The organism is Enterococcus sp. 12F9_DIV0723 (genome assembly GCF_002174375.1).
GTDB lineage: Bacteria > Bacillota > Bacilli > Lactobacillales > Enterococcaceae > Enterococcus_A > Enterococcus_A gilvus.
This window is the reverse complement of record NZ_NIBK01000002.1, coordinates 376,092-390,334: the sequence shown is the minus strand read 5'-3', so window position 1 is coordinate 390,334 and position 14,243 is coordinate 376,092. Positions and strand designations below refer to the sequence as shown.

Annotated in this window: 11 protein-coding genes and 1 pseudogene; 5 read left to right on the top strand and 7 right to left on the bottom strand. The window is 42.8% G+C overall.

Features of this window, described 5'->3' with window-relative positions; all coding sequences use genetic code 11:
* Positions 1 to 34 precede the first annotated feature (34 nt).
* From A5868_RS14955 to A5868_RS14945, 3 genes are all read left to right on the top strand, one after another.
* Complete coding sequence (locus tag A5868_RS14955; protein WP_087654175.1) at positions 35 to 1,000, top strand: siderophore ABC transporter substrate-binding protein; 966 nt, start codon at positions 35 to 37, stop codon at positions 998 to 1,000.
* Positions 1,001 to 1,488: 488 nt separating this feature from the next.
* A complete protein-coding gene (gene adhE, locus A5868_RS14950) occupies positions 1,489 to 4,182 on the top strand; it encodes a bifunctional acetaldehyde-CoA/alcohol dehydrogenase (RefSeq protein WP_438849678.1) in 2,694 nt (897 codons plus the stop codon).
* Positions 4,183 to 4,532: 350 nt separating this feature from the next.
* Positions 4,533 to 6,017 carry an aldehyde dehydrogenase family protein gene (locus A5868_RS14945; RefSeq protein WP_086304512.1) on the top strand — a complete coding sequence of 495 codons (1,485 nt, stop codon included), beginning with the start codon at positions 4,533 to 4,535 and terminating at the stop codon, positions 6,015 to 6,017.
* A gap of 45 nt (positions 6,018 to 6,062) precedes the next feature.
* Here the strand turns inward: A5868_RS14945 and A5868_RS14940 are convergent, their stop codons facing one another.
* Positions 6,063 to 6,749 (bottom strand): histidine phosphatase family protein, encoded by a 687-nt coding sequence (locus A5868_RS14940; protein ID WP_254908328.1) that lies wholly within the window; start codon positions 6,747 to 6,749, stop codon positions 6,063 to 6,065.
* Between the two features lie 202 nt (positions 6,750 to 6,951).
* Here A5868_RS14940 and A5868_RS14935 point away from each other — a divergent pair.
* A pseudogene (locus A5868_RS14935) lies at positions 6,952 to 7,329 on the top strand (hypothetical protein); the annotation flags it as partial.
* A 65-nt stretch (positions 7,330 to 7,394) separates the two neighbouring features.
* Complete coding sequence (locus A5868_RS14930) at positions 7,395 to 7,943, top strand: DUF2922 domain-containing protein (RefSeq protein WP_086304509.1); 549 nt, start codon at positions 7,395 to 7,397, stop codon at positions 7,941 to 7,943.
* A 238-nt stretch (positions 7,944 to 8,181) separates the two neighbouring features.
* Here A5868_RS14930 and A5868_RS14925 read toward each other — a convergent pair whose 3' ends face one another.
* The 6 genes from A5868_RS14925 to A5868_RS14900 all read right to left on the bottom strand — a co-directional run bounded on the left by A5868_RS14925 (position 8,182) and on the right by A5868_RS14900 (position 14,221).
* Entirely contained in the window at positions 8,182 to 8,451 is a 270-nt protein-coding gene (locus A5868_RS14925; RefSeq protein ID WP_254908355.1) for a histidine phosphatase family protein, read from the bottom strand.
* 42 nt (positions 8,452 to 8,493) lie between these two features.
* Positions 8,494 to 9,264: a MurR/RpiR family transcriptional regulator gene (locus A5868_RS14920; protein WP_086304507.1), complete on the bottom strand. Its 771-nt coding sequence runs from the start codon at positions 9,262 to 9,264 to the stop codon at positions 8,494 to 8,496.
* A 129-nt stretch (positions 9,265 to 9,393) separates the two neighbouring features.
* Positions 9,394 to 10,731: a 6-phospho-alpha-glucosidase gene (locus A5868_RS14915; protein WP_086304506.1), complete on the bottom strand. Its 1,338-nt coding sequence runs from the start codon at positions 10,729 to 10,731 to the stop codon at positions 9,394 to 9,396.
* 35 nt (positions 10,732 to 10,766) lie between these two features.
* Positions 10,767 to 12,320 (bottom strand): PTS transporter subunit EIIC, encoded by a 1,554-nt coding sequence (locus tag A5868_RS14910; RefSeq protein ID WP_086304505.1) that lies wholly within the window; start codon positions 12,318 to 12,320, stop codon positions 10,767 to 10,769.
* Between the two features lie 172 nt (positions 12,321 to 12,492).
* Entirely contained in the window at positions 12,493 to 12,960 is a 468-nt protein-coding gene (locus A5868_RS14905) for a PTS sugar transporter subunit IIA (RefSeq protein ID WP_086304504.1), read from the bottom strand.
* 151 nt (positions 12,961 to 13,111) lie between these two features.
* Complete coding sequence (locus tag A5868_RS14900) at positions 13,112 to 14,221, bottom strand: ABC transporter ATP-binding protein (protein ID WP_086304503.1); 1,110 nt, start codon at positions 14,219 to 14,221, stop codon at positions 13,112 to 13,114.
* Positions 14,222 to 14,243: the final 22 nt, after the last annotated feature.

The following is a 14,243-nucleotide window of genomic DNA, read 5'->3' as shown; positions in this document are numbered from 1 at the left end:
AGGGGCTTTAATTATAAATTAGGGGGAAACAGAAATGAAAAAATATATTGTTGGCTTATCTATGGTATTACTGGGGATAGGCTTGGTGGGCTGCGGCTCGACAAAGAAGGAAAATACGAGTGAGTCCACAGGGAAAGCCGCGACAAGCAGCACTGTCAAAGAAGAATCGATCGAAGTAAAGGACTCAAACGGCACGGTGACTGTACCGAAGAATCCTAAAAAAGTCGTCGTTTTCGATAACGGGTCGCTAGATACATTGGATGCTCTAGGTGCAGGCGATGCCATCGTAGGTGCGGCGACAGATAATCTACCCGCTTATTTGAAGGCCTATAAAAAAGTGCCATCAGCTGGCGGCATCAAAGAACCTGACTTGGAAAAAATCAATCAAATGAAGCCTGATCTGATCATTATCTCCGGTCGTCAACGCGACTTTTTAGATCAACTGAAGGACATCGCGCCAACGATGTATCTGGCTGTAGATCCAGCAAATACATGGCAGTCAATCAAGCAAAATGTTGAAACACTAGCAACAATCTTCGACAAAGAAAAATCTGCCAAAAAACAATTAGCAGAGCTTGAAACCAGCATCAACGAAACAAAAACCAAAGCAGAAGAAAGCAAAGACAAAGCCTTGACTGTCCTAGTCAACGAAGGACAATTATCCGCATACGGCAAAGAATCACGCTTCGGAATCATTTACGACACCTTTGGCTTTGCGACGTCAGATGATGCGATCAAAGCATCTACTCACGGACAAAGTGTTTCTTACGAATATGTTTTAGATAAAAATCCAGATATTCTTTTCGTTGTTGACCGTACCAAAGCAATCGGCGGCGATGACAGCAACAATCATGTTGCCGACAATGAGTTGGTCGCTCAAACGACGGCTGGAAAAAACAAAAAAGTGATCTCCCTGCAACCAGATGTCTGGTACCTTAGCGGCGGTGGACTAGAATCCGTTTCTCTTATGTTGAAGGACGTTAATAAAGCCTTTGAGTAGCAGCCCACACTTTTAGATATAGTTAGCCTCGCCATGAAACGATACATGGCGGGGCTATTTTTATTGAGCAATAAAAATAGCTGCTGCCACACCTCTTGTCTGACTCATCGATCTCTCCTTCTCTCCCCAGATACGTAAAATCTCGATTTCATCATACACACATTCACAAAAAAATTACTTACCTTTAGCCTTTAGTATAGATAAGTTGAATCATCCCCTCACTATTCCATTTGAAATGATTCTTTTATACAGACATTCTATTTCTCACCTAGTTATCCGGGATTTCTAAGTCTTTATCTTTTTTTTACAAATATATTCTTTTCGTCGTCATTTTTACATTTATGCCTTTTTAATACGCATTATCTGCTATTTTATGAATTATTTTTATATTAAAATGCCATTAGTTTGTGAAAAAATATTGTAAAAATAAATGAAGAGGAGTATCCTGTATGTGAAGTAAACGCTTTCTAAAAAATTATGGAGGTCTTATGATGAAAGAAAAGAAACCAGCGTCAACTACTGTCTTGGAGAAAGACACGACACCATCCAAAGAATCTTTAACATCTCACGTCGATACTTTGGTAGAAAGGGCATTGATTGCTGAACAAAAATACGCACATTTCACACAAGAAAAAGTGGACAAAATCGTGAAGGCTGCTGCCCTAGCCGGATCTGAAGCTGCCTTGGTGCTGGCACATGAAGCAGTCTCCGAAACCAAGCGTGGTGTAGTAGAAGATAAAGATACAAAGAACCGCTTTGCTACCGAAAATGTGTTGAATTTGATCAAAGATGAAAAAACCGTTGGTGTTGTTGGCGAAGATAAAATTCGTGGTCAGGTCAAAATTGCTGCACCCCTTGGCGTATTAGCTGGTATCGTCCCTACAACGAATCCTACGTCAACGACCATGTTCAAAATTTTACTGACCTTGAAAACTAGAAATGCGATTGTCTTTGCTTTTCATCCACAAGCACAAGATTGTTCCGCTCATGCAGCCAAAATTTTATACGATGCTGCGGTAGCCGCCGGAGCACCCGAAGATATTATCCAGTGGATCGAGACGCCCTCTTTAGATAATACGACAGCTCTGATCAAAAATCCTAAAATCGCCTCCATCCTAGCCACTGGTGGACCTGGAATGGTAAATGCCGCATTAAAATCTGGTAATCCTTCCATGGGCGTCGGTGCTGGAAACGGCGTCGTATTTGTCGATCATACAGCCTTTCTTGACCGGGCTGTTGAGGATTTGCTTCTCTCCAAGCGCTTCGATAATGGTATGATTTGCGCAACTGAAAATTCAGTTGTCGTTGAAGAACCTGTTTACAAAGACTGGCTAGAAAAAATGCAAAAAAAGGGCGCCTATCTTGTTCCTAAGAAGGACTACGATAAAATAGCCAATTTCGTTTTCAATGAGAAACACGGAGTCAATGGAAATGTCGCTGGTATGTCCTGCAAATGGATTGCTGAGCATGCTGGAGTTGAACTTCCTGAAGAAAAAGATGTAATGTTGTTTGAATTAGACAAGAAAAACATTGGTGAAAAACTTTCATCTGAAAAATTAACGCCCCTGCTTTCTGTATACAAAGCGACAGATCGTCAAGATGCGATTGCTATCGTCGGGAAGTTATTAAGTTATCAAGGGGCTGGGCATAATGCAGCGATTCAAATTGGTTTACAAAAAGATCCGTTTATCAATGAGTTTAGCGACAAAACAAATGCTGCACGAGTGCTTGTCAACCAGCCAGACTCCATCGGCGCGATCGGAGATATTTATACAGACGCCTTGAAAGCAAGTCTTACACTAGGAACAGGATCATGGGGGAAGAATTCATTGTCACACAATCTATGTACAGACGATCTTTTGAATATCAAAACTGTAGCAAAACGACGCAATCGCCCTCAATGGGTGCGATTACCTGAAAAAATTTACTATGAAAATAATGCCATTTCCTATTTGCAAGATGATGTTGAAACCATCGATCGTGCGTTCATCGTTGCTGATCCGGGCATGGTTCAGTTTGGGTTTGTCGATACCGTATATAGTCAATTAGAATTACGCGAAAATGCAGTTGTCACTACCGTTTACGGGACAGTGCATCCAGATCCAACTTTGGGTCAAACGATCGAGATCGCTAAAAAAATGCGCGAATTCGCTCCAGATACCATCATAGCAATAGGTGGAGGCTCCGCATTAGATGCAGCCAAAATTGCCCGATTTATCTACGAGTTTTCACTGGGGCAAGAATCTGGGTTCCTTGATGATTACCGGAAAGTAAGCGAACTATTCTTAGAACTCCAACAAAAATTTATTGATATAAGAAAGCGGATCGTTCGTTTCCATCATCAAACAGAGACAAAGCTGATCTGTGTACCGACGACTTCAGGTACGGGTTCTGAAGTGACCCCGTTCGCAGTTATCACTGATGATGAAACACATGTGAAATATCCATTGACTGACTATGAATTAACGCCGCAGATCGCCATTGTTGATCCAGAGTTTGTCATGACCGTCCCTCGCAGGACTGTAGCTTTGTCTGGATTAGATACGTTGTCACACGCTTTGGAATCTTATGTTTCTGTAATGGCTTCAGATTTCACTCGACCTTGGTCGCTTGAAGCGATTAAGCTGGTTTTCGAGAACCTAGTAGACTCTTATAATTATGATCCAAAGAACCCAACCCGCGAAGGCGAACGAGCAAGAGCCAACATGCATTATGCTGCGACTTTAGGCGGCATGGCTTTTTCCAATGCCTTTCTAGGTATCAATCATTCTATTGCTCATAAGACTGGAGGAGAATTTGGATTACCCCATGGCCTTGTAATAACCATCGCGATGCAACATGTTATTCGTTTCAATGGGGCCTCAGGAAAAGTAAAAAGAAATCCTTACCCAAGATATGAAGTTTACCGTGCTCAAAAAGACTATGCAGATATCGCTAGATCACTTTGTCTAAAAGGCAGCACCGATGAGGCATTGGTTGATTCCTTATGTTTAGAAATTGCCAAGCTGGCTGAAAAGTTGGATGTTGATACAACCTTATCTGGAAATGGGGTTACAAAGGAGCATTTTGATGGGGCCATAGAAAAACTAATTGACCTTGTTTATAACGACCAATGTACACCAGCAAATCCTAGACAACCTGCTCTAAGTGAGATTCGTCAATTATTAATCGACCAGTTTTAAGCAGCCTTAAAAAATGAGGTTCAACGATTTACTCTTCATTATAGAAGCTAAATTAATCAAAAATGACTACCTAACTATTCGCAGTCTTTAAATAGAAAAATTGACGTCAAAATGAAGGACTGATTCTTGACGTCAATTTCTTTCTATTTTACGGTCAGATAAAAATAAGGAATAGAACAAGACTAAATAAATTGAAAATAAAATTTAACTATTAAATTTTAAGCATACAGATGGACTATGTTTTTGCATCCTCCAGCCATTAATTTACCTCTCAACTAGAATTGAAGGTTTTTAGAGAAGGTATCTATTGGAAACTATTTAATTTTAATTAGGAAAGGAAGGCTATTTACATGAATGACAAGGTACAATTGAAGGATCAGTATAGCTTATTTATAGATGGGAAATGGACAGCCTACGACGCGGAACGCGCACTGTTGGCAGTAAATCCCGCAAATGGAGACTGTCTTGCAAAATTTACAGATGCGACAGATGATGAAGTAGATTTAGCAGTCACTGCTGCTAACAACGCCTTAAAAGAATGGCGCAAGGTCTCTATTGAAGAACGCTCTCGGATTCTTTTAAAAATTGCTGACATTATCGATGAACACGCGGAGCATCTAGCACTAGTGGAAACATTAGATAACGGCAAGCCTCTGCGTGAAACACAAACTATCGATATCCCATATGGGGCCGATCACTTCCGTTACTTTGCCGGGGTCTTACGCTCAGAAGAAGGAACTGCCCAGCAATTGGATGAAACGACACTGACAATTAATCTAAAAGAACCCATCGGTGTAGTGGGACAAATCATTCCATGGAATTTCCCGTTCCTGATGGCCGCATGGAAAATCGCTCCTGCTTTAGCTGCTGGAAATACCATTATTATCCACCCTTCTTCTACCACCTCTTTAAGCATTTTGGAGTTTGCTCGGTTGATCCAAGAGGTATTGCCTCCTGGAGTTTTAAATGTTGTTACAGGGAAAGGATCTAAATCTGGAGAATATATGCTCCATCACGAAGGAATCGATAAATTGGCATTTACCGGATCTACTGAGGTTGGTTACAATGTAGCCATTTCTGCCGCAAAACGCTTAGTGCCAGCAACCTTGGAACTAGGTGGTAAATCAGCCAATATCTTCTTCAACGACATGCCCTATGAAAAAGCTTTGGATGGAGCACAATTAGGCATATTGTTCAATCAAGGGCAAGTTTGTTGTGCGGGTTCACGGATATTTGTACAATCTGGTATTTATGATCGTTTCGTAAAGGATTTGGCGGAGGCTTTCAACAAAGTGAATGTTGGGCTACCTTGGGAAGAGGGCATTCAAATGGGGGCTCAAATCAATGAAAATCAAGTCAAAACTATTTTGAAATATATTGACATTGCCAAAGAAGAAGGTGCTGCTATCAAGGCTGGTGGTACGCGTCTTGATACTAATGGATTGGAAAAAGGATGCTTTGTTGCCCCTACCCTGATTACGAATGTTACAAATGATATGAGAGTAGCTAAAGAAGAAATTTTTGGACCAGTAGCTGTCGTAATCAAGTTTGATGAGATCGATGAAGTTATCGAAATGGCCAATGATTCGATTTACGGCTTAGGCGGCGGCGTTTGGACGAAGGATCTGAACACTGCATTAACTGTGAGTCGTGCGTTAGAAACAGGACGCGTCTGGGTCAATACGTACAATCAAATCCCTGCGGGTGCACCATTTGGCGGGTACAAAAAATCAGGAATTGGCCGTGAAACATATAAATCCATGTTAGACGCCTATTCCCAGACAAAAAATATTATGATCGACACAAATAATGAGCCATCAGGATTTTATAGTTGATTTACAAAATAGTTAAAACCACCCGTCTGAACGGGTGGTTTTAATTCACTCTACATATTGAGTATCATTGATTTTAGCTACGGAGTAATGGTTGTCTTTATATTTGAGTGTAGTGACACTACAGTTATCAATAGCTTCTCCTTTATATTCCCCAGGAACCACCATTTCAAGTATAGTAGGAATCATGCTACCGGAAGAAACGATCAGAACCCTTTTCGCTTTTTTCTTTTTGGCGTCAGCGATCACTTTGTCCATTGCTGCTTGTCCTCTTTCAGTGATTTCTTCATACGTTTCAGCTACTTTTAATGAATCTGCCTCTGCAATGGCATCGGCTACTCCTTCATCGCCTAACGTATTCACCAGTTTGTCATAGTCCGTCCATTCCTCGTCAAACGTTAAATCATTTGCTTCAAAGATAGGTGTCCACATTTCAGCGTTTGTCTTACCTTCAAAGCCGCCGTAATTCCACTCCTTGAAGCCATCATGCTCCAAAATCTTGGGCTTTTTGTTTTCATTTTGCGCCAATATTTGTTTCGCTGTATTGCGTTGACGTCCTAAATCACTGGAATAAGCTAAATCAAACTTGATATTTTTCAACCCTTTACCAACCTGCTTCGCTTGTTCGATCCCTTTATCTGTCAATGGCGAGTCCGCAAAGCCTTGGACCTGCCCAGTTGTATTAAAAAATGTTTTTCCTTCAATAGAAAAGTAGAAAATCGAGGAATTCGCCAAAATTACATTTGGGGCTCAAATTTGCAGGTTTTTTAGAAGAATTTTTTTCCGAAAGGTTGATTTATCAGCTTTTCGGAAAAATTGAGAGGGCTTTTTCGTGCAAATTTGAGGGCAATATGCAAAATTGGCGGTTTTGACGTTTTTCCGATTTGTGCATTATGGTGGACTTATCAATTGATACGAAATTAAAGGAGACGATACGATGACTGAGACACTTTTGACACACCGCCAGCTTTTTTCCATGACGCCGAAGAATCTTGAGAAGCGAATCTCGGAGCACTATTACAAAACGCAAAACAGCAGTTTGACGATCCAGTATGCATTGGCTTTGCGTGTTCGCTGCACATTGGGCGCGCAGGAATTCAAGCATATTCTGCGGGATCTTATTCGCGAGCTATTTCTGACGACGAAAGCGACGCGCACGATGAAACGATTCTTTTATTATTTCCAAGACTATTTTATGGCACCGGAATGGCGGAGCTTGAAGCTGCGGGTATTCCCGTTGCGGAATTTTGGCGAGAAGGCAGTGGCAGTGCTGCGTTCTTTCCTTTCGACTGACCGCCCTGACGAAACGACAGAACACCGAGCCTCGAGTATGCGACCTTTGAGTATACCCCCGACCCGACAGAGAAAGGATATGAGACGATGAAACACAAATTAGTCGCAACATTTGCGAACGAACACGGCAAACAGCACAAATGGACCTATAAGGACATTGACACCGACTTGCCCGCGGAAACCATCAAAGAAGCCTGTGAATTATTGACCAGCCTAGATATTTTTGAACAGGACGGTGTGAAGCTTTTTGATTCCGTCGTCACTGCGAAGATCGTGACGACGATCGAACACGAGATTTTTGACCGAACGACAGATCCTTCGGAGGAAGCAGAAGTACCGACAGATGCGACGTGCTGTGCTTCGAGTAAACGCGTGGATACTGTGGGACTGCCTGCGTTTGCGGAGAATCACGAGAATCAGCCCGACTTTCCGACTGTTACACTGCCAACTGTTCCTTTGCATCAGCTATCATCCAGCGAAACTTTACCCGCATTACCTGCGGAATCCGTTAAAAATAGCGGAAGCGAGACGACGAGAGAGGCGCTTTCAGCCTATCCAACGAAGGATTCCCCGCCAAAATCGCGGAAACGGCTCCTCTCCAGCCTGTTACGGCGAGAAAAACGGCAGCCTAAATAATTCGTCTCGACACTTCACTACTATTTTGTTTGACCGATGCTGGCAGAGATCTGTTAAATTTCGAGAATGGGAGTCCGCATAAAAAATACCGATCAGCGTTTCTAATCGGTATCGAGCTTATTTGTGGCGCATACTTTGATCGGCCTTCGTCTACTCATTGGAAAAGATTCGAGTAAAGGTTCCGTTTGTCACATGTAGTTCGGTATAGTTGTCCTGATGGAGCTGGATGTCTCAGAAATTATCTTTCGGAAAGCATTCTGAATGATACGAATGCCGCCAACCATCGCTGCCATACGACAGGATACCTTTGGTTTATTTGGTCTGCACTTAGGCCCTCCCATAAGCCAAAATCTTTTTCATCCAACTCCGGCAAATGGAATTTCGGGTGGTTTGGAAAGCTCAATTCCGCAGTCTCGATCGTTTGCTTTAAGCTACCTGTATAAACAGGTATGGAACTATCCAACTTCGCAAGCTTTTTCTTCAGCAAATAAGCTTGTTTTACGGCTATTTCAATTGAATAATTTGAGATTAACAGGCTCTCATTCCTGTATCAATCACTATCCCTTCGACAATAATCCATGTACCCAAAAGCAAAGGCTTCGATCACTAGAAAGAAAGAAGAGGCGGTCTGAAGCCACCAATCGTTGGGGTTTGGACTACGACTACTTGAGGCGTACAAGGAGTGATCAGAGCGGCCGGACAAGACATTGTTCTGCATATTCGTGATGGAGACGATGGTGGCTCGGTGGGTGGAGAGAACATTCAGTACATTAAGAAGATGCTGATTTTCACCGGACAATGACAGTACAAAGATCAAATCTTCTTCGTTGATATTTTCCATGATGCGTTTGAATTCGTTGGATTGTGAAGAGGCCGGGATCATTTGGGCTGGCTTTCCGATCAACAGTAGGAGACGCTGCAATTCTGCCGCTTGGTTTTGCTGGGTAACGCCAGTACCTAATAAATAAACGTTTCGGCTACGCTCTAGCGAACGGTAAATGGTTTCCCAGTTGTTGTCCTCGAGATAGGTGATCGTCCGTTTTGCGTCAGCAAAAATTCTATTTTTAAAAAGGCCTTCTTTCGCAGCATCGTTTGGATTACTTTGCCATTTTAAAAAATTTCGTAGTTCACTGAAACCTGTAAAGCCCAATTTTTGTGTAAAACGAATGACGGAGGATTTTGAGGAGTGGCAGATTTTCGCAAATTCATTGGTTCCCATGGCGGGGACTTCGTTGAGATTGGCATTGATCCATTTGACCATCTGAAGGTCCCCGTCGTTTAAGTTATCGTAATGTTGATTGACAATATCAGAAAAAAGCATCGGCCTTCTCCTTTCCGTTTTCTTCTTATTCTACCTGACAAAAAAAGGAACGCAATGCCCTAATCCTGTTTGAAAAGAAAAAAAGTATCAATGATCGTTTCCAACCATCAATACTTTTCTGAACGGCGCTTATGTTAATTTTGGCCACCATTCGCCATTTGCTTCGATCATCTCATCTAAAATTTGTTTAGCTACCGAGGCTGAAGGAACAGTCTTAGATAGTGTCATGGCTTGCCATAATTTTTGATATGAATGTTCCTCAAAGGCATCTACCACTAATTTTTCGACTGCGACCTGCTGCTCGATCATCCCTTTTTGGAAATGCGGGATTTTCCCCATGCATAACGGTTCATAACCGCGCTTGCTTACGAGACATGGGACTTCCACCATCGCGTCATCGTCCAAATTCGCGATCGCGCCTTCATTTTTAACGATTAAAAGCATTCGTTCATAGGTATTGTAGGCAAGTGCGCCTGCTAATTGCACGATGAATTCAGCGTGTTCTCCAGCTTCAATGGTCGTGTCCTCTGCTGTTTGAGCAGCAGCGATCCGTTCACACTCCGCAAAGACGTTTTTCTCACGATTATCCATGACTTCGTTGGCTCGTGTGTAGTTTGGATCGGCGTGAGCGACGACATAATCGGGGTATAAGTAATATTTTAGATACGTGTTGGGTACCGTCGTCGGATCGACAGCGTAGACATCTTTGGCTTTTTGGAAGGTGTCCATCCAACTACTTTCTTCCAATAAAGGATTTTCTTCACCGCCGGCTGCCGCATATCCGTAATTTACTAGGTGCTCTTTTAATTTTGGCATGAGATCATTGCCTTGTTTGTCTGTCATCTCAGTCCACCAGCCGAAATGATTCAAGCCATAATAACGATCAACGATGTCACTTTCGTTCTCAAGACCGACGATTTCCGCAATGGATTTTTTGATGGCGACGGGCATATCGCAAATATTGATGATTTTGGCGTTTGGACGCATTCGTCTTGTCGCTTCCGCTACGATCGCTGCTGGATTGGAATAGTTGAGCATCCACGCATTCGGTGAATAGGTTTCCATATAATCGATCAGCTCCACCACGCCAGGAATCGACCGCATACCATAGGCCATCCCGCCCGGTCCGCAGGTTTCTTGACCGACGACCCCATATTTTAGTGGTATTTTTTCATCTTTTTCTCGCATAGACAATCCACCCACGCGAATATGCGCCATGACAAAATCAACATCGGTAAAGGCTTCTTTTGGATCAGTTGTGGCTAAAAACTCGATTTCAGGCGCACGTTCCTTCACGATCACTTCACACGCTTTGGCGACGATACTTTGACGTTCTTCGTCATTGTCATAAAATTTTAATTGACGCAAAGGGAATTTCTCCTGATTTTCAATCAGCATCATGACGATGCCCGCGGTATAAGTGCTTCCTCCGCCTGCAATGACAACGGACTGTTTTTCTAACTTCATTCTTCTCTTCCTTTCACTTGTTAAACGTTCTTTTTTTAAGATTCATTCATCCCTAACCGTTCACAGATGTCTTCTTTAAAGCTCTGTACGCCCATGCCGATGATGACTTGAACATTGGTACCATTCAATACAATGCCCTTTTGCTGGGAGATTTGTTCTAATCGAGAGGAATCCACCAACGCTTCATCCTTCACGGTCACACGTAACCGAGTAAAACAATTAGAAATACTTTCAATGTTCTCTCTTCCGCCTAAGCCGGCGACAACGTCCTCAAAATCATCACTACTGTTAAGAGTCTGTTCCCCTTCTGATCCATCCACTACAACAGCCGCTTCTGACAGAACAGCTTCCCGACCCGGTGTTTGAATATTCAATTTTTTGATCAATAGTACAAAAACGAAATACCAAACCACAGACATTATGATACCGACGATGATGACTAAATAAAACTTCGTCACAGAGGGACTGAAGACCGAGTTGGATACGACCGTATCGATCAAGCCATACAGCATGTAGGTTCTGGCGCCGATACCCCAAAGGATCGTCTCTGAAACGGCCGTTAACAGACTGTGAACAAGCCACAACAATGGCGATGCAAACAAAAAGGAAAAATCTAATGGTTCTGTGATCCCCGCCACCGCTGCAACGAACATCGAAGGCAGAATCATTCCCTTCACCTCTTCCTTGCGATGCTTTTGAGCACAGTGGATCAAGGCGAGAGAAACCGCGATCGAGCCAAAGATTTTCACAAATCCGAAAGTGGCAAAGCGCAAGGACGGGTCCAAGCTAGTGATCGATCCGGCATTGGCCATTTCAGCGTAGAAAATATTCGCTGCTCCATTGTAGACTTGACCGCCAATCTCCGCAGTCCCGCCTAAAGCAGTGAAGCAAAAAGGCATCCACAACAAATGATGCAGCCCTGTCGGTATCAAGAAGCGATTTCCGAATGAGTAGATGAACACGCCCAATAACCCCGTCGTCAAGATGAAGCCTGACAATGAAGAGATCCAGCCATTCACGACTGGCCATAGATAGCTCATCCCAATTGCTGTTCCTAAAATGACTGGAATGAGGATCATGAAGGAGAGCCGCGAGCCGCCATAAATACTCAAGAAATCGACAAACTCTTTCTCAGAAAAACGATTATGGATAAATGCCACGAGACAGCCAACCAACATTCCTAAAAAGACATTCATATCTACCACTTGAAACCCTAAGACGACTGCTTGACCTGTTCCAAACAAGCCCATCTCCCCTGCCTCAGCCAGTTGATTCGTCAGCGTCAGCCAAGCATTATTTGCAGCTAGAAAGAATAAAAAGGCGATCAATGAGATCAAGGCCGCTTCAACCTTTTTCTTTTTAGCCAAAGAAGCCGATATGCCTACACAAAAAATAAGTGCGAGATTATTCAACATACTATCCATCATTGTTTTTATTAGGCCACCGAATGTTTGCAGTACACTTGGCATAAATTCTAATTGTAAAATAACAGATACTGCCAAGAACAAGCCCATTACCGCCATGAATTTCACTGGAACGATCACTGCTCTAGAAAAGTCTTGCATCGTCTGAGAAAATTTACTTTTCATTGTTTCTCTCCATTCCTTTTATTAAGTATACGTATCTCTTAACCCCAGAGTAACAACTTATGAAACCCGTTACAATCCTTCGCTGGCGCTTTGGACCCAAGTCCAAGAATAGGAACCAAAACTAGAAAATATCTGTTTTTAATAACGAGTTTCAAATAAAGATCCACATTTTCTATTTGAAGAGCAGCACGGTTGTCTTCCCAGCCTCTACTTTCTTCAAGTCTGTCGGTATCTCCAACGATCGCCCGTTGGCATCTGTTACAATGAAAATCACCGTATCTTTCAATCCAGCATCCTTAATGACCTGACCATCAAACTTGAGCAGCGGCTCCCCTTTCTTGATCGTTTGACCTTCCTTCACAAAAACAGAAAAGCCTTGATTTTTTAAGGATACGGTGTCGATTCCAACATGGATCAAGGCTTCGCACCCATTTTTCAAACGCAGCCCTATCGCATGACGCATGTCCGTATTCGTACTGATCACCTCTCCGTTAGCAGGAGCGACGATTGTCTCAGTGGTCGGCTCAATAGCAAAACCTTGACCCATCATCTCACTGGAAAATACATCGTCTTCGACCTCACTCAACGCCAGAAACTGTCCGCTAATCGGGGCATCTATTTTTTCCTTTTTCCAAAACATGAACTTCCTCCTTTCAGTCTTTGTTCTAACTGTAATAGGTTACTACGAACGATTCAATAGTAGCCACTCCTTATGGACCTAAGTCCAGAATCAGGGACAAAAAAACAGCGTTTCCTCTCATTTTTCAGAGATAAAACGCTGGATTTCATTATTATGGCAGTTTGATGACTGCTTCGGTTTCTTTATCGAAGAAATTTCCTTTGTTTAGATCAAAGGCTAAATCGACAGAGGTTCCCGGTTCATGGAAATTTCTCGCATCCACTTTTGCCACAAACTCGGTGTCACCGATGACGGAGTAAAGCATCGTTTCTGCCCCTAGCAGCTCTGAAACGACCACTTGCGCACGGACGGTTGATTGAGGGGCAGTATCAAGAGCGATTTGTTCGCCATGGATGTCTTCTGGACGAATCCCAAATATCACTTCTTTTCCTTCATAGCCTTTTTCTTTTAATACTTTATTCTTCCCTTCAGGTATCCGCAGCTTTAAGCCATGATGATTCGTCAGCACCCCATCTTTCAATGTTACATGAAAGAAATTCATTGCTGGCGAACCAATAAATCCTGCCACGAAAACATTCACGGGCGTGTTATAGACTTCTTGCGGCGAGCCGACTTGCTGAATCACGCCGTCTTTCATGATGACGATTCGGTCGGCCATGGTCATTGCTTCGGTCTGGTCATGGGTCACGTAAATCGTTGTCGTCTCTAACCGTTGATGCAATTTGGCGATCTCAGCACGCATCGATACTCTCAACTTAGCATCCAAATTCGATAATGGCTCATCCATCAAAAAGACTCGTGCGTCACGGACGATCGCTCTTCCAAGAGCAACACGCTGTCTTTGTCCACCAGATAGCGCCGCTGGTTTTCGATACAAATAGTCTGAAAGCCCTAATATTTCGGCGGCGTTTTCGACTCGTTTCGCGATTTCACTTTTATCGTATTTACGAAGCTTTAAGCCAAACGCCATGTTATCAAAAACAGTCATATGAGGGTACAGCGCATAATTCTGAAAGACCATGGCGATGTCTCGGTCTTTGGGAGCTACATCATTCATCCGCTGACCATCAATCGTAAAATCTCCCTCAGAGATATCTTCTAACCCGGCGATCATGCGCAAGGTCGTGGATTTCCCGCAGCCTGATGGCCCAACAAACACAATAAATTCTTTGTCCTTGATCTCTAAATCAAAATCAGTCACTGAATACGTTTCTGCATTGTCGTATTTCTTATGAATATGTTTTAAACTTAGTTCTGTCATATGTGTTCACCCTTTTCTTTCC